This window comes from Aeromonas sp. A04, assembly GCF_047780465.1.
Classification (GTDB): domain Bacteria; phylum Pseudomonadota; class Gammaproteobacteria; order Enterobacterales; family Aeromonadaceae; genus Aeromonas; species Aeromonas bestiarum.
Genome location: NZ_JBLNHP010000001.1, coordinates 1668989 through 1684160, shown reverse-complemented (window position 1 = coordinate 1684160; position 15172 = coordinate 1668989). Strand labels below are relative to the sequence as shown.

The 15172-nt window shown below is 59.7% G+C and carries 14 protein-coding genes; 7 read left to right on the top strand and 7 right to left on the bottom strand.

Annotation, left to right across the window (positions count from 1 at the left end; all coding sequences use genetic code 11):
• Positions 1-2 precede the first annotated feature (2 nt).
• Positions 3-1088 carry a 3-isopropylmalate dehydrogenase gene (leuB, locus tag ACM3N8_RS07705; protein WP_290019624.1) on the bottom strand — a complete coding sequence of 362 codons (1086 nt, stop codon included), beginning with the start codon at positions 1086-1088 and terminating at the stop codon, positions 3-5.
• A 2-nt stretch (positions 1089-1090) separates the two neighbouring features.
• Positions 1091-2665, bottom strand: a complete 1575-nt coding sequence (leuA, locus tag ACM3N8_RS07700; RefSeq protein ID WP_241325508.1) for a 2-isopropylmalate synthase — start codon at positions 2663-2665, stop codon at positions 1091-1093.
• A 407-nt stretch (positions 2666-3072) separates the two neighbouring features.
• On the opposite strand from leuA, the gene ACM3N8_RS07695 reads away from it, so the two are divergent.
• The 6 genes from ACM3N8_RS07695 (at position 3073) to ilvN (ending at position 8316) form a co-directional block, all read left to right on the top strand.
• On the top strand, positions 3073-3696 hold the full coding sequence (locus ACM3N8_RS07695; RefSeq protein WP_042865668.1) for a TetR/AcrR family transcriptional regulator: 624 nt from the start codon (positions 3073-3075) through the stop codon (positions 3694-3696).
• Between the two features lie 127 nt (positions 3697-3823).
• Positions 3824-4327 (top strand): phosphatase PAP2 family protein, encoded by a 504-nt coding sequence (locus tag ACM3N8_RS07690; RefSeq protein WP_043125038.1) that lies wholly within the window; start codon positions 3824-3826, stop codon positions 4325-4327.
• A complete protein-coding gene (locus tag ACM3N8_RS07685; RefSeq protein WP_043141766.1) occupies positions 4324-5433 on the top strand; it encodes an MJ1255/VC2487 family glycosyltransferase in 1110 nt (369 codons plus the stop codon). The genes ACM3N8_RS07690 and ACM3N8_RS07685 overlap by 4 nt, the downstream gene beginning before the upstream one ends.
• 36 nt (positions 5434-5469) lie before the next feature.
• Positions 5470-5622 (top strand): hypothetical protein, encoded by a 153-nt coding sequence (locus ACM3N8_RS07680; protein ID WP_010673158.1) that lies wholly within the window; start codon positions 5470-5472, stop codon positions 5620-5622.
• 389 nt (positions 5623-6011) lie between these two features.
• Positions 6012-7730 (top strand): acetolactate synthase 3 large subunit, encoded by a 1719-nt coding sequence (locus tag ACM3N8_RS07675; protein ID WP_043141768.1) that lies wholly within the window; start codon positions 6012-6014, stop codon positions 7728-7730.
• A gap of 91 nt (positions 7731-7821) precedes the next feature.
• Positions 7822-8316 (top strand): acetolactate synthase small subunit, encoded by a 495-nt coding sequence (gene ilvN / locus ACM3N8_RS07670; protein ID WP_040097800.1) that lies wholly within the window; start codon positions 7822-7824, stop codon positions 8314-8316.
• A 405-nt stretch (positions 8317-8721) separates the two neighbouring features.
• Here ilvN and pta read toward each other — a convergent pair whose 3' ends face one another.
• The gene (pta, locus tag ACM3N8_RS07665; protein ID WP_043141774.1) at positions 8722-10875 is read right to left on the bottom strand and encodes a phosphate acetyltransferase; all 2154 of its coding nucleotides are present in this window, start codon (positions 10873-10875) and stop codon (positions 8722-8724) included.
• Between the two features lie 70 nt (positions 10876-10945).
• Positions 10946-12148 carry an acetate kinase gene (locus ACM3N8_RS07660; RefSeq protein WP_043556015.1) on the bottom strand — a complete coding sequence of 401 codons (1203 nt, stop codon included), beginning with the start codon at positions 12146-12148 and terminating at the stop codon, positions 10946-10948.
• Between the two features lie 302 nt (positions 12149-12450).
• Here ACM3N8_RS07660 and yfbV point away from each other — a divergent pair, with 302 nt between their 5' ends.
• The gene (gene yfbV, locus ACM3N8_RS07655; protein ID WP_290019600.1) at positions 12451-12891 is read left to right on the top strand and encodes a terminus macrodomain insulation protein YfbV; all 441 of its coding nucleotides are present in this window, start codon (positions 12451-12453) and stop codon (positions 12889-12891) included.
• Between the two features lie 60 nt (positions 12892-12951).
• On the opposite strand, the gene ACM3N8_RS07650 is transcribed toward yfbV, so the two are convergent.
• From ACM3N8_RS07650 to ACM3N8_RS07640, 3 genes are all read right to left on the bottom strand, one after another.
• Positions 12952-13452, bottom strand: a complete 501-nt coding sequence (locus ACM3N8_RS07650; RefSeq protein WP_043556017.1) for a YfbU family protein — start codon at positions 13450-13452, stop codon at positions 12952-12954.
• Between the two features lie 437 nt (positions 13453-13889).
• On the bottom strand, positions 13890-14354 hold the full coding sequence (bcp, locus tag ACM3N8_RS07645; RefSeq protein WP_241325505.1) for a thioredoxin-dependent thiol peroxidase: 465 nt from the start codon (positions 14352-14354) through the stop codon (positions 13890-13892).
• 17 nt (positions 14355-14371) lie between these two features.
• Complete coding sequence (locus ACM3N8_RS07640) at positions 14372-14905, bottom strand: glycine cleavage system protein R (protein WP_416015857.1); 534 nt, start codon at positions 14903-14905, stop codon at positions 14372-14374.
• Positions 14906-15172 lie beyond the last annotated feature (267 nt).

Sequence of the window (15172 nt, the reverse complement as noted above, 5' to 3'; positions counted from 1 at the left end):
GCTCAGATCCGGGCGGCGATCTGGCTGCCCATCTCGGACGTGCTCTGCACCGGGTGCTGTGCACTCGCCTGATGCAGGTCGGCGGTGAAGTAACCCTCTGCCAGAGTCTGGGCCACGGCCTGTTCTATGGCCTGGGCGGCGGTTTCCTGTCCCAGGCTGTAGCGCAGCATCAGGGCGGCGGAGAGGATCTGGGCTATGGGGTTGGCAATGCCCTTGCCTGCGATGTCCGGCGCCGAGCCACCGGCCGGCTCGAACAGGCCGAAGCCCGCTTCGTTGAGACTGGCGGAGGGGAGCAGCCCCATGGAGCCGGTGATCATGGCGCACTCGTCGGAGAGGATGTCGCCGAACAGGTTGGAGCAGAGCAGCACGTCGAACTGGGACGGATCCTTGATGAGCTGCATGGTGGCGTTGTCTATGTACATGTGGTTCAGCGCCACGTCCGGGTAGGACTTGGCGACCTCGCTGACCACCTCACGCCACAGGATGGAGGAGGCGAGCACGTTGGCCTTGTCGATGGAGGTCACTTTGCTGCGGCGTACCCGGGCCGATTCGAAGGCAATCTTGGCGATGCGCTCTATCTCGAAGCGATGGTACACCTCGGTGTCGAATGCCTTCTCGGTGGCGCCTTCCCCTTCACGCCCCTTGGGCTGGCCGAAGTAGATGCCGCCGGTCAGTTCGCGCACGCAGGCGATGTCAAAGCCGCGATCCGAGATGTCGGCGCGCAGCGGGGAGAATTGCTCCAGACCTGTGTAGATGCGGGCCGGACGCAGGTTGCAGAACAGCTTGAAGTGGGCACGCAGGGGCAGCAGGGCGCCGCGCTCCGGCTGATCGTTCGGTGGCAGGTGCTCCCACTTGGGGCCGCCCACCGAGCCGAACAGCACGGCATCGGCCGCTTCACAGCCCTTGACGGTGCTTTGTGGCAGCGGGGTGCCGTGGTTGTCGATGGCGATGCCGCCGACGTCGTGGCGATCATAGTCGAGGGCGAAGCCGAATCTGGCCTGCACTTTTTCCAGCACCTTGACGGCCTCGGCCATCACTTCCGGGCCTATGCCGTCACCCGGCAACACTGCGATCCGATAACTGCTCATACTCACACACTCTCCGTATTGATCTTGTCTGTTTTTGTGACGTTGCGTTCCATCTGTTCAGCCACCTGATCGGCGCGCCAGATGCTGTTGATCACGTGGATCAACGCCTGGGCCGAGGACTCTATGATGTCGGTGGCCAGGCCCATGCCGTGGAATTTGCGGCCCTTGTATTCGGCGACGATATCGACCTGGCCGAGGGCGTTCTTGCCTTCGCCCTTGCCCTTGAGCTCGTATTTGTCGATGCGGATCTCGTAGCCTGTGATGCGATTGATGCACTGGTAGACGGCGTCTACAGGGCCATTGCCGGTGGCCGCTTCACTGATGGTCTCCTGGCCCACCTTCAATTTCACCGAGGCGGTGGCCATCACAGAGCTGCCGCTCTGGACCCCGAGATACTCCAGCTTGAAGTGCTCGGGCTCTTCGTGGATCTGGCTGAAGAAGGCCAGCGCTTCGAGGTCATAGTCGAATACCTGCCCCTTCTTGTCGGCCAGGGTCAGGAACTTGCCGTAGAGGTCGTCGAGATCGTAACTGCTCTCGGCGTAGCCCATGGACTCCATTCTGTGCTTGATGACGTGGCGGCCGGAGCGGGAGGTCATGTTGAGGTTGTTCTGGGTCAGGCCGATGCTCTCGGGGGTGATGATTTCATAGGTGTTTTTCGCCTTGAGCACGCCGTCCTGGTGTATGCCGGAGCTGTGGGAGAAGGCGTTGGCGCCGACGATGGCCTTGTTGGGCTGCACCGGCATGTTGCAGAGCTGGCTGACCAGGGCGCTGGTGCGATGAATTTCACTGTGGCGGATGTTGGTGTGCACCCCGAGCAGATCGGCGCGGGTTTTCAGTATCATGGCCACCTCTTCGAGCGAGCAGTTGCCTGCCCGCTCACCTATGCCGTTGATGGTGCACTCGATCTGGCGGGCTCCCATCTGCACGGCGCCGATGGAGTTGGCCACCGAGAGGCCGAGATCGTCGTGGCAGTGCACCGAGATGATGGCCTGATCTATGTTGGGTACCCGGTTGAACAGGGTCTGGATGATGCCGGAGAACTCGGTCGGTACCGTATAGCCCACGGTATCCGGGATATTGATGGTGCGGGCGCCCGCCTTGATGGCGGCCTCGACCATGCGGCAGAGATTATCAATCGGGGTGCGCCCCGCATCCTCGCAGGAGAATTCCACATCGTCTGTGTAGCGGCGGGCATGCTTGATGGCGCTGATGCCCATCTCCAGCACATCCTCGAAGCTCTTCTTGAGCTTGCTCTCCACGTGGATGGAGGAGGTGGAGATGAAGGTGTGGATGCGAAAGGCCTCTGCGACCCGCAGGGCTTCGCCGGCGGCGTCTATATCCTTGGGCAGGGCGCGGGCCAGGGCGCAGACCCGGCTGTTCTTGATGTGGCGGGCTATGGTCTGCACCGATTGAAAATCACCGGGGGAGGAGACAGGGAATCCCACCTCCATGATGTCGACACCGAGCCGCTCCAGCGCCTGGGCTATCTGCAGCTTCTCCTTGACTGTCAAACTGGCCGCCAGGGCCTGCTCACCATCACGCAAGGTGGTGTCGAATATGATGACCCTATCTGACATGTGACTTCCCTCTTCCTAAGTTCGGTGACGTGCATCCTGCGGCGGCATAAAAAAACCCGTGCAGGGTGCACGGGTTTTTGTAAATTCCGGCTATGCCTGAGCCCGGCTACAAGGATCCCGCGCGACTGGTCGCGATTAGGGAGAGTAGTAGTAGCGGAGCGGCAATAGGCATGATGAGTCAATCCTTCCAGTCGATAACGCTTTTACCAATATCGAGATTTTTATGCTGTGTCAACCCGAACTCACAGGTTCAATCCGCTGGTTTATTTAATCGGATTGTAAAGGAGTGCAAATTTACTTGTCCCATATTCGGCCCTTGCCCGATTATCTGGTCATTCCTGCTGTACTCGATCACCTGCGCAATCAGATCGACTTATCAGTTTTTGCTGAATTATCTGAGGTATTCAATGGAAAAACGTAGACCTGGTCGTCCGGTCGGGCGTTCTGACATTCGTGACAAGTTGCTTTCCGCTGCTCGTGAGCGTTTTCTCAATACGCCCTACAGCAAGGTCACTACCCGCGAGATCGCCGAGCTGGCTGGCTCCAATCTGGCGATGATCCATTACTACTTCGGCAGTAAAGAGGGCCTCTACAAGGCGGTGCTGGGCGATGTCGCCGAGCCGCTGGACCAGGCCTGGCATGATGAGACCGGCAATCGCAGCCTCAATGATCTGCTCAACACCTACTATCAGGTGATGGCCCCCAACAGCGAACTGACCTCAGCCATCTCCAGCGCATTATCGACCGAGAAGAGCCCGGGTCGGGATTTTGTGCTGAATCGTCTGCTGGAGCGTCAACTGCCCCAGTTCGATGCCTTGCTGGAGTCCATGAAGAACAACGGTGAACTGGGTGACAACCTGGATCCCGAGATGCTGAAGATCTCCTTCCTCAGCATGATGTGGCAACCATTCGTGATGAAGGATCTCTACGAGCAGGTGTTTGGCCTGACAGTGGACGAGCACTTCATGGCCCGTCTGGCGGATCACAACTGCCGGCTGATGGAGAGTGGTCTGCGCGGCACCCTGAACTGATCATTTGCCGCGCTTGTCGTAAAAAAGGGCCATTCGGCCCTTTTTTTCATCAATCTGTTATCTGACCGTCAACCAAGTGTCACCTCGCCGCCCTAGTCTGCACTGAGACTTCAGGGAAGGAGGGGTTATGAACAAGATCCAGCAATGGGACCTGCAGGTGTGCCGCATCTGCCTGCTCCACGCCTACAACCGGCCGCAGGCCAGGATCAGCCGACTCATCTCCCGCACCGGTGATGGCCCGCTCTACGCCGTGCTGGCAGCCCTGCTCTGGTGGCAGGGGGAGGCGGAGCGTGAGCTGGTGGGGGTGGCCCTGCTTGCCTTCGCCATCGAACTGCCGCTCTATCTGCTGCTCAAGAACGCGCTGAAACGCCAGCGTCCGGCAGGCCTGCCGGTCTTCATCACCCCTTCCGATCGCTATAGTTTGCCCTCCGGCCATACCGCAGCCGCCTTCCTGATGGCGACCGTGCTGGCTGCCAGCTTTCCGCTCTGGGCGCCCCTGCTGTTTGCCTGGGCCGCACTGGTGGGGGCGTCACGCCTGTTGCTCGGGGTGCACTACCTGAGCGATCTGGTGGCCGGTGCCCTGCTCGGTGGTGGCTGCGCCCTGCTGGCGCTCAGCTGGAGTCAGGGATGAGGATACTGTTCGGGGTACAGGGCACAGGCAACGGTCACATCAGCCGCAGTCGCACCCTGGCTCGGGCGCTGCGCGCTCGTGGGCTTGAGGTCGACTACCTGTTCAGCGGTCGCCCCGCCGACGGTTATTTCGAGATGGCCGAGTTTGGCGATTATCGCACCTTTGCCGGCATCACCTTCGTCAGCCACGAGGGGGCGATCTCGGGCTGGCGTACCCTCAAGGGGCTCTCGCCGCTGCGCTTCTTGCGGGACATGCGGGCCCTGGATTGCCGCGATTACGACCTGGTGATCAGCGACTTCGAACCACTCAGTGCCCATGCCGCCCGTCGCTGGGGCAAGCCGAGCCTCACCATCAGCCATCAGGCCAGCTTCGACTGGCCGATCCCGCGCTGGGGCGAGAGCGGCTTCAACCGCCAGCTGATGCGCCACTTCGCCCCGGTCCGCCAGTCCCTCGGACTGCACTGGTTTCACTTCGGCCAGCCGCTGCTGCCGCCCATCATAGATCCCATCGCCCAGGCCCACGACAATCAGCAGATCCTGGTCTATCTGCCGTTTGAGCAGACCGAGGCTATCGCGGCCCTGTTGTCGCGCTTCAACCAGCAGCGCTTCGTCTGCTTTCACCCGGCCATTCGCAGTGCCAGCCAGTGGCGCAACATAGCGTTCGAGCCGCAGGCGCGGGAAAGTTTCAAGCAGGTGCTGGCCGGCTGTCGCGGCGTCATCACCAACGGTGGTTTCGAACTGGCCTCGGAGGCGCTGACGCTCGGCAAGAAGCTGCTGGTCAAGCCGCTGGGGGGACAGTTCGAGCAGCTGACCAACGCCAAGACGCTGGAGCTGATGGGGCTGGCCCGGCTGATGGATGCACTCGATGCCAATGCGGTGCGGGCCTGGCTGGATGCCTCGGCCCCAGGTCAGATCCTCTATCCCGATGTGGCGGGCGAACTGGCGGGCTGGTTGGCGGACGGGGCAAAGGAGAGCGTGGCCGAGCTCTCGCGCCGGTTGTGGGCTCGCACCCTGTTTCCGGAAGAGGTGTGTGATCGCTTGAGCGAGCTGGAAGGCGGATGCCCGTTGAGCAGCAGTTGGTTATCGCAAGTGAGCGCCTTTGACTAGACTGAAAGCGATCCCACCAAGGAGAGGACGGACACCATGCGCTTTACCAATGAAAACGGCGACACCATGACCCTGGCAGATAACCTGACCCTGCATGAATTGCTGGACATGGGGGTCAGCATCTCTGTCTGCGAAGAGACGGACCCGGATCAACAGATCTGGCTGGCAGAGCCGGAAGACGAACAGTAAGTCTGTGCTCTGCTCGACGGCCCGCCCCAAGGGGTGGGCTATTTTTTTCCAGATTGCCTCGTTGTGACAGCATGATCCGCTAGCCAGTCCCCCATCTTCCCCGCATTGTTCCCACCCGTTTCACCAAGTCACTGAATGTTAATAGCTGTTTGAAATTTATGACTGTTATGGTCAGACAAAGCCGTGGACAAGCGTTCACAAGCGGGTTAAGTTGGTTTTTCACCCGCTTTGCGGGTGAATGATGGAAAAAACCTATTTTTCTACTATCGACGGCACCGAACTCGCCTGGCCCGTATTCAGACAACAACAAAACACGGACCGGCGCTGCCGGGAAGCAGCGGACTGTCGATAGCTTTCGCTTAACGGAGCAAAGCCTGGAGGGCTTTATCATGGAGATGTTATCAGGCGCCCAGATGGTGGTTAGAGCGCTGGAAGATCAGGGAGTTGAGCACGTTTTCGGCTACCCTGGTGGCTCAGTGCTCGACATCTATGACGCTCTCTTTGAAAACGGCAAGATGGAGCATGTCCTGGTGCGGCACGAGCAAGCCGCGGTGCACATGGCGGACGGTTACGCCCGCTCCACCGGCAAGGTGGGCACAGTGCTGGTGACCTCGGGTCCCGGCGCCACCAACTGCATCACGGGGATCGCGACCGCCTACATGGACTCCATCCCCCTGGTGATCCTGTCCGGCCAGGTGCCGACCAGCATGATCGGGGAGGATGCGTTCCAGGAGACCGACATGATCGGCATCTCCCGTCCTGTGGTGAAGCACAGCTTCCTGTGCAAGAAGGCGAGCGAGATCCCCGAGGCCATCAAGAAGGCCTACTACATAGCCGCCAGTGGCCGCCCGGGGCCCGTGGTGGTGGATCTGCCCAAAGATGTGCAGAACCCGAAAGAGAAATTTCCCTACCAGTATCCCGAGACCGTCTCGCTGCGCTCCTACAATCCGACCAAGGCCGGACACAAGGGCCAGATCAAGCGGGCCGCCAAGTTGCTGGTGGAGGCACAGCGCCCCGTCATGTACGTGGGCGGCGGCGCCATCAATGCCAATGCGGATCATCTGGTGACCAAGCTGGCGGAGCTCTTGAACCTGCCGGTGACCACCACCCTGATGGGGTTGGGGGCCTTCTCCGGCACTCATCCGCAATTCATCGGCATGCTGGGGATGCACGGCACTTTCGAAGCGAACAAGACAATGCACAACGCGGATCTCATCTTCGCCGTGGGTGCCCGCTTCGATGACCGCGTGACCAACAACGTGGCCAAGTTCTGTCCCAACGCCACCATAGTTCACATCGACATAGACCCTACCTCCATCTCCAAGACGGTGCAGGCCCATGTGCCCATCGTCGGCTCGGTGGAAACCGTGCTGGAGCAGATGCTGGAAGTGATCCGCGAGTGTGGCTTCGACAACGACAAGCAGGCGCTGGCGGACTGGTGGAGCCAGATCGCCCAGTGGCGCTCCCGCAACTGTCTGGCCTATGAAACCCATCCCACCCTGATCAAGCCGCAGCAGGTCATAGAGGCGCTTTACAAGGTGACCAAGGGGGAGGCCTTCGTCGCCTCCGACGTGGGTCAGCACCAGATGTTTGCCGCGCTCTACTACCCCTTTGCCAAGCCGCGCCAGTGGATCAACTCCGGTGGCCTCGGCACCATGGGCTTCGGCATTCCGGCCGCCATGGGCGCCCAGTTTGCCAACCCGGATGCCGTGGTCTGCTGCGTCACCGGTGACGGCTCGGTGCAGATGAACATCCAGGAACTCTCCACCTGTTTGCAGTACGGTGTGCCCATCAAGATCATCTCCATCAACAACCGTGCCCTCGGCATGGTCAAGCAGTGGCAGAAGATGTTCTACGGCGGCCGTCACAGCCACTCCTACATGGAATCCCTGCCCGATTTCGTCAAGCTGGCGGAGGCCTATGGCCACGTCGGCATCGCAGTGAGCGATCCGGCGGAGCTCGAGAGTGCCATGGAGAGGGCCTTCGCCATGAAGGATCGGCTGGTGTTCATGGACATCTCGGTCGATCCGGATGAGCACGTCTACCCGATGCAGATCAAGTTTGGCGCCATGGACGAGATGTGGCTGAGCAAGACGGAGAGGACCTGACGATGGAACATATTATTTCGGTCGTACTCAGGGACCTCAAGTTTGGTTCCATCAATGACGAGATGTGGCTGAGCAAGACGGAGAGAACCTGATGAGGCATATCATTTCAGTACTGCTGGAGAACGAATCCGGCGCCCTGAGTCGCGTGGTAGGTCTCTTCTCCCAGCGCGGCTACAACATCGAGACCCTGACGGTGGCACCGACCGAGGATCCTACTCTGTCCCGCATGACCATAGTGACCATGGGCGACGAGCGGGTGCTGGAGCAGATCCAGAAGCAGTTGCACAAGCTGGTGGACGTGCTCAAGGTGTGCGATCTCAGCGAGGGTGAGCATATCGAGCGGGAGATAGCACTGATCAAGGCGCGTGCCGCCGGTGGCGCTCGCGACGAGCTGAAACGGCTGGCGGACATCTTCCGTGGCCAGATCGTCGACGTGACTCCGGAGCAGTACACGGTACAGCTGGTGGGCACCAGCGAGAAGCTGGATGCCTTCATCAAGACTGCGGCCCAGACCAACGAGATCATCGAGGTGGTGCGCTCGGGGGTTTGTGGCATCTCCCGGGCCGACAAGGCACTGCGCCCCTGATTGTTTCGCCGATGAGGCTGTTATTCCAAAAGGGCTCTGCGGAGCCCTTTTTCATGGGCGCAAGGTGAGCAAGGGGGAAGTGCGAGTCTGTCATTTTCTTTCAAATGATCAGTAAACTATCCACAAAAGCTGTGGAAAACTCTGTAGATTAGCGGTGTGTCTAGCGTTAGTTAGCTGATCTTAAAGGGGTATTTGGATCTGATCTCTGCTGGGGTGCAATTGTGCAATCCACTCTGGCGGGTGTGAGTATTTGCTTATCCTCTCTCCCTTGCCAGGCAGGCGCTGGCGATGAGGGTTGGGATCCGGTCAGGATCCTGATTTGATCTTGCGGATCAACATGTCGCCCGTCCGCCATAAAAAAACCCGCCTCTCGGCGGGTTTTTCACAGGGTCGGCTGAAGGTCGATTACTCGGCCTGAGCTGCCTGGATACCGGTCAGGGCTATGGTGTAGACGATGTCGTCAACCAGGGCGCCACGAGACAGGTCGTTGACCGGCTTGCGCATGCCTTGCAGCATGGGGCCGATGGAGACCAGGTCAGCGGAGCGCTGTACCGCCTTGTAGGTGGTGTTGCCGGTGTTCAGGTCCGGGAACACGAACACGGTGGCCTTGCCGGCAACCGGTGAGTTCGGTGCCTTGGACTTGGCCACGTTCTCCATGATGGCCGCATCGTACTGCAGCGGGCCGTCGATGATGAGGTCGGGGCGCTTGGCCTTGGCCAGCTCGGTCGCTTCACGTACTTTCTCTACATCGGCACCGGCGCCAGAGGTACCGGTGGAGTAGGAGATCATGGCGACGCGCGGCTCTATGCCGAAAGCGGCAGCGGAGTCGGCGGACTGGATGGCGATCTCGGCCAGCTGTTCGGCAGTGGGATCCGGGTTGATCGCGCAGTCGCCGTACACCAGCACCTGATCAGGCAGCAGCATAAAGAAGATGGAGGAGATCAACGAGGAGCCCGGGGCTGTCTTGATGATCTGCATCGGCGGACGTATGGTGTTGGCGGTGGTGTGTACCGCGCCAGAGACCAGACCGTCCACTTCGCCACGCTCCAGCATCATGGTGCCCAGCACCACGTTGTCTTCCAGCTGTTCGCGGGCAACCACTTCGGTCATGCCCTTGTTCTTGCGCAGCTCGACCAGACGCGGCACATAGCGCTCACGCACTTCCAGCGGATCTATGATCTCGACACGGTCGGTCAACACCACGCCCTGCTGCTCGGCGACGCGACGGATCTCTTCCGGGTTGCCCAGCAGTACCGGACGGGCGATGCCACGCTCGGCACAGATGGCGGCAGCCTTGATGGTCCGCGGCTCTTCGCCTTCCGGCAGCACGACGCGCTTGTTGGCCTGACGGGCCAGCTCGGTCAGCTGATAACGGAATGCCGGCGGGCTCAGACGACGGGAACGGGTGGACTTGGCTGAGAGAGACTCGATCCAGTGCTTGTCGATGTGGCCAGCCACATAGTCCTGCACCAGTTCGATACGCTCGCGGTCATCTTCCGGAATGTCGACGTTGAAGTTCTGCAGGCTGACGGCGGTCTGCCAGGTGTTGGTGCCTGTGATCATGATCGGCAGGCCGGTGGCCATGGCCTGTTGGCACAGGGCCAGCACTTGCGGTTCCGGATGGTAGTTGCCGGTCAGCAGCAGGGCGCCCAGCTTGACGCCGTTCATGGCGGACAGGCAGGCGGAGACGATGACGTCGGAACGGTCGCCGGAGGTGACCAGCAGGCTGCCCGGACGGAAGTGCTCAACCATGTTGTGGATGGAACGGGCACAGAAGGTCACGGTCTGCAGGCGACGGCTGTCCAGCTCACCCTTGTGCAGGATCTTGGCGGCCAGATGCTTGGCGAGATCCTTGGCGCGCGGGGCGATCAGCTGGGTATTCCAGGGGATGCAACCCAGGATGCGCAGCGGGCTCTTGCCGAACACCTGCAGCACTTCCAGATTGTGAGCCGCTTCAGAGGTGTGGTGGTGCGCCTCGAACATCTCGGTCAGGTCGGGGCGGGTCACGCCGTGCTCGTCAACCGGAGCGCCAACCTTGTTGATGACACAACCCACGATACGGGGGTTGCTGACGCCACCGAAGTTGGAGCAGGCCAGCTCGATGCGCTCTTTCAGCTTCTGGCTGGAGTCGTTGCCTGGGTGGGTCACGAACACCATGTCGGCATCCAGCGCCTTGGCGACGTCGTAGTTCAGCTTGTTGGCAAACGGCTGCTTGTCGGTCGGGACCATGCCTTCGATGACCAGCACCTCGGCACCGCTCGCCTTCACGTGCTCTTCGAAGCGGGCCACGATCTCTTCCAGCAGGATATCTGTGTTGCTGGAGGTGATCATGTTCTCGGCGTAGGAGAGGGCGAACGGCTCGGGCGGGTTGATGTTGGCAGCGGCGCGGATCACGGCGGTGGAGCGCTCGGTACCGGTTTCACCCGGACGCGGCTGGGCGACCGGTTTGAAGAAGCTGACATTGACACCGTGACGTTCCATGGCGCGGACAACGCCAAGACTCACGGAAGTTACGCCGACACCAGTGCCGACCGGGATAAGCATAATAGTGCGTGCCACTTAATACCCCTTGCTCATTTTTTGGGATCAGGAAAAGGCCGCCCTGGGGCGGCCTTGCTCTACAGCGAAATTATGCGCCGACCAGTTCCAGCGCATCGTGGGCAATGACCCACTCCTCGTTGGTCGGGATAACCAGGGCCTTGGTGGAACCAGCCTTGGTGATCTCGCCACCCTTGCCAAAACGAGCCTTCAGGTTGGCGTCGTGATCGACGTCAAAGCCCAGCAGACCCAGCTTGTTCAGGGTGATTTCACGGATCGGGGCGGAGTTTTCACCGATACCACCGGTGAAGACCACGGCATCCAGACGACCGTCCATGGCGGCGGCGTAGGCGCCGATATACTTGGCCAGGCGATAGCAGTAAACGTCCATGGCACGCTTGGCTTCTTCTTTGCTGTCGTAGTTGTCTTCAACGAAACGGCAGTCGGAAGTGACTTCGGTCAGACCCTGCAGACCGGACTCTTTGGTCAGCATGGTGTTGATATCCGCCACGCTCATGCCCAGTTTGTCGTGCAGGAAGAAGATGATGGCCGGGTCCAGATCGCCGGAGCGGGTACCCATGACCAGGCCTTCCAGCGGGGTCAGACCCATGGAGGTATCAACGGATTTGCCGTTCTTGATGGCACAGACGGAACCGCCGTTGCCTAGGTGGCAGTTGATTATGTTCAGCTCTTCCACCGGCTTGTCCAGCTGCTTGGCTGCTTCCAGGCTGATGTAGTAATGGCTGGTGCCGTGCGCGCCGTAGCGACGGATGCCGTTCTCTTTGTAGAGCTTGTACGGCAGGGCGTACAGGAAGGCTTCTTCCGGCATGGTCTGGTGGAAGGCGGTGTCGAACACGGCCACGTTCTTGTCGGCTAGGGCCGGGAAGATACGACGGGCTTCACGGATACCGATCAGGTGAGCCGGGTTGTGCAGCGGTGCGTACGGTACGGCGGCTTCGATGCCGGCGATCACGTCATCACAGATCACGACGGAGGAGGTGAAGCGCTCACCACCGTGCACAACACGGTGACCGATGGCGATCAGATTCTTGGACAGTTCCGGATTGAGCGGCAGGATCTTGTTGACGATGTAGTCCAGCGCTTCCTGGTGAGCGGCACCTGCGCCCAGATCGGCACTGCCTTTCTCGCCATTCAGTTTCCACTTGATGCGGGCGTCGTCGAGGTTGAAACACTCGGCCAGGCCGGACAACAGATCATCACCGGTGGTTGCGTCAATGACAGCAAACTTCAGGGACGAGCTGCCACAGTTAAGTACAAGAACCAGCTTACTCATGAATAAATCCTATCGCAGATTGGGTTGTGTAGGAGGATGCGTTGGACGCGTTGCGTCCAAAAACTTTCAACTTATCCTTATGAGGGTTGGCAATCTGTTGCTTGCCCCTTGTATAGTGATACAAGACCCGAAATCCAGACGTCCCTGACAGCGCAACGGCAGGCCGTTGGCGCAAAAATTGGGCGTACAAAGGATAACCCGATTGTTGAAAAATAACAAAGTCATCCTCAACCTTTGTTATTGCACATCAAATATAGTCGAGGTTTTGCCGTTAATACGTTCAAAAAAAGCTCGGAGGTAGCATGAGCATGAACATTTTTGGAACTAAATTACAGCAAGGCCGTCATTATATGACCCTTTGGCCCCGCCGTCCCGAGCTTAATTCCATGTTTCCCGAGAACCGGGTGATCAAGGCCACCGAATTCGCCCTCAAGATCATCCCGGCGCTGGCGGTGCTCAGCGTCATGCTGCAGTTCCAGCTTGGTGAGCTGCACTACTGGCCTTCGGTCATGGCCTCTGTGCTGTTCCTGCTCAGTCTGCCGCTGCAAGGCTATTACTGGCTCGGGCAGCGTGCCGATACCCGCCTGCCTCCTTCCCTTGCCAACTGGTATCGCGAGATCAACGGCAAGATGAACGAGCAGGGCGGACATCGCCAACTGGTGGCCCAGCCCCGTTACGAAGAGCTGGCCGATACCCTCAATGCTGCCTTCAAGCAGCTGGACAAATCCTTTCTCTACGAATAGGCGAACAAGGTTTTCCAATCAAACAAAGGCGCCCAGAGGCGCCTTTTCCATCCATGGCGATCAGGCCGCCAATACCTTGCGGATCTCCTGGATGGAGAGCTTGTATTGACGGGGGCACTGGCGCCATACGGTCAGCATGCGCTGGTACTTGTCACGCATGGCGATATCGCTGGAGAGCTCGTCGCACGGGCACTTGAGTTCGGGGAAGCGTTTGTCCACTTCCAGCAGGAAGCAGACGTAGTCGGCCAGCTCCCGCTCCTGGCTGCGGCTGTAGCCGTTGAACTCCAGCCGGCTGGCATTGATTTCACCCTGATCTGCGCCATCCAGGTTGCCCCAGGAGATGGCCAGCGCATGGTGCAGCTCCAGGGTGTCGATCACCTCCTGACAGGTGGCCAGATCCAGATGACCGAAGCTCTTCTCCAGTTCGAGGATCTGCAGGCAGTAGCCGCGCGCTATGATGGTGCTGGCCCGCTGGTAAGACGCCGCTTTCTCCGGATTGAGTTTGGCCAGGATCTCGTACTGGTTGCTCAGGATCAGGCGTTCGGTGTGGCTCATGTTCATGGGCTTTTCTCACTGGAAAATGAAACTGGGGTCACGTTAACCCATATCTCAGATGAATTTTTTGATCTGGCAGGGGAGGTTGGCGAGAAAGCCGGGTCGGGAAATCAAAATGGCTCTGCGACGGGTTAATTAATGGTAGCGGCTGCGCACTTGTGTTTCGGCCTGAGCTGGCAACAGTGTGGGTGTCATTTGGCTTGCGCCAACTGACTCACCAAGGCCCCCGATACAGGTGCATGCACGACCATCACAACCATGACATCGTCGCCGTGACCACAGGCTCTGGCCGATGGGGCAAGGGAAAGGCCGGCCGAGATGACTCCCCGCCGGGATGCGCTGGCTGATGCCATCATCACGCAGCGAGACTGGCGAACGAGACAAGCGAAGGGCCTGCAGTTGCAGGCCCTTTTTGTATTGGGTGTTTTTCAGACCGGGCGGGTTCAACCCTTGATGAGGTCGAGCACCACCTGATGGTGGTCGCTGGTCTTGAACTTGTCGAAGCGGTGGGCGACCTTGCCCTCTTCATCGATGAGGAAGCTCAGACGGTGAATGCCGTCATACTCCTTGCCCATGAACTTCTTCGGGCCCCAGACGCCAAAGGCATCGGCCACCGCGTGATCTTCATCGGCCAGCAGGCGGAAATTGAGGCTGTCGCGCTCCTCGAATTTCTTCAGACGCTTGGCCGGATCCGGGCTGATGCCGAGCACCACCACGTTGAGGGCCGCCAGCTCGCTATTGATGTCACGCAGACCGCAGGCCTGCGTGGTGCAGCCCGGGGTCATCGCCTTGGGATAGAAATAGATGAGCACCTTCTTGCCGCGCAGATCGGCAAGACGAACCGGGTTGCCGTCCTGATCGGGCAGGGAAAAGTCGGGGGCCTGGGTACCAGCCTGTAGTGGTTGCATGGGGTCTCCGAACGCCGTCAGGCGTGTTTGTTGTTGACGATGAATTCAAACGATTCTGCGCCCAGTTCGCGACAGAATCCGGCGAAGGCCATTTCCGAGCCGGCGGTCTCTCCCTGCTTGGCCAGATTGAGCTGAAAGCTCGCCTTGAGCAGGTTGAAGGGTTGCTGCTCCAGGGTAATGGTCTGCATGGCCTGGATGTCCCAGCCGTGGTCGCTGAAGAACTGGGTGCACTGGCTTACGATGCCGGGCTGGTCACGGATCAGGATCTCGGCGTTGGCGCTGATGTCGTACTGCAGTGAGTGGTGGCGCTCGGTGCGTTTCATCATGGTGATGAGATCCCACTCCTGACTGCGCAGGGGCAGGCTTATCTCGAGTTGCATCAGGCTGTTCCAGTCCCCGGACAGCAGCATGATGAAGGTGAATTCATTACCGAAGATACCAAGACGGCTGTCGACAATGTTGCAACCGCAGCCACTGACGTGGCGGGTGACCTCATTGACTATGCCAGGCCTGTCCGTGCCTATGGCCGTTACGACCAGGTAGTGAGTCATAAATCTTCTCTCGTCCATTAGCTTGTTGCGAATGTGAGCGCAGTGGGCGTCGCCCTGACCGGGTGGCCGGCCTTGGGCCATTCCCTGCGCTGGTACATGGCAACCTTGTAAGAATGCCGTGGCCGCGAGCCTTGTCTCGAGTCGAGAAGACCCGGGATTGGCGCAGGCCGTCGCGCTCGCGCACCGCTTTTTGTGCAGAATGGTATCACGGCTTGCCCCCTGCCTCCCTTGTTTTTCCAAGGGGGCAGCTTTACCATAACGCCCCTG

What these genes read in the sequence shown, in the direction of transcription:
- ACM3N8_RS07695 (WP_042865668.1), top strand. Translation starts at nt 3,073, where the DNA reads ATGGAAAAACGTAGACCTGGTCGTCCGGTCGGGCGTTCTGACATTCGT.
- yfbV (WP_290019600.1), top strand. Translation starts at nt 12,451, where the DNA reads ATGAGCATGAACATTTTTGGAACTAAATTACAGCAAGGCCGTCATTAT.
- ACM3N8_RS07675 (WP_043141768.1), top strand. Translation starts at nt 6,012, where the DNA reads ATGGAGATGTTATCAGGCGCCCAGATGGTGGTTAGAGCGCTGGAAGAT.
- ACM3N8_RS07650 (WP_043556017.1), bottom strand. Translation starts at nt 13,452, where the DNA reads ATGAACATGAGCCACACCGAACGCCTGATCCTGAGCAACCAGTACGAG.
- leuA (WP_241325508.1), bottom strand. Translation starts at nt 2,665, where the DNA reads ATGTCAGATAGGGTCATCATATTCGACACCACCTTGCGTGATGGTGAG.
- ilvN (WP_040097800.1), top strand. Translation starts at nt 7,822, where the DNA reads ATGAGGCATATCATTTCAGTACTGCTGGAGAACGAATCCGGCGCCCTG.
- ACM3N8_RS07690 (WP_043125038.1), top strand. Translation starts at nt 3,824, where the DNA reads ATGAACAAGATCCAGCAATGGGACCTGCAGGTGTGCCGCATCTGCCTG.
- ACM3N8_RS07680 (WP_010673158.1), top strand. Translation starts at nt 5,470, where the DNA reads ATGCGCTTTACCAATGAAAACGGCGACACCATGACCCTGGCAGATAAC.
- ACM3N8_RS07660 (WP_043556015.1), bottom strand. Translation starts at nt 12,148, where the DNA reads ATGAGTAAGCTGGTTCTTGTACTTAACTGTGGCAGCTCGTCCCTGAAG.
- bcp (WP_241325505.1), bottom strand. Translation starts at nt 14,354, where the DNA reads ATGCAACCACTACAGGCTGGTACCCAGGCCCCCGACTTTTCCCTGCCC.
- ACM3N8_RS07640 (WP_416015857.1), bottom strand. Translation starts at nt 14,905, where the DNA reads ATGACTCACTACCTGGTCGTAACGGCCATAGGCACGGACAGGCCTGGC.
- leuB (WP_290019624.1), bottom strand. Translation starts at nt 1,088, where the DNA reads ATGAGCAGTTATCGGATCGCAGTGTTGCCGGGTGACGGCATAGGCCCG.
- ACM3N8_RS07685 (WP_043141766.1), top strand. Translation starts at nt 4,324, where the DNA reads ATGAGGATACTGTTCGGGGTACAGGGCACAGGCAACGGTCACATCAGC.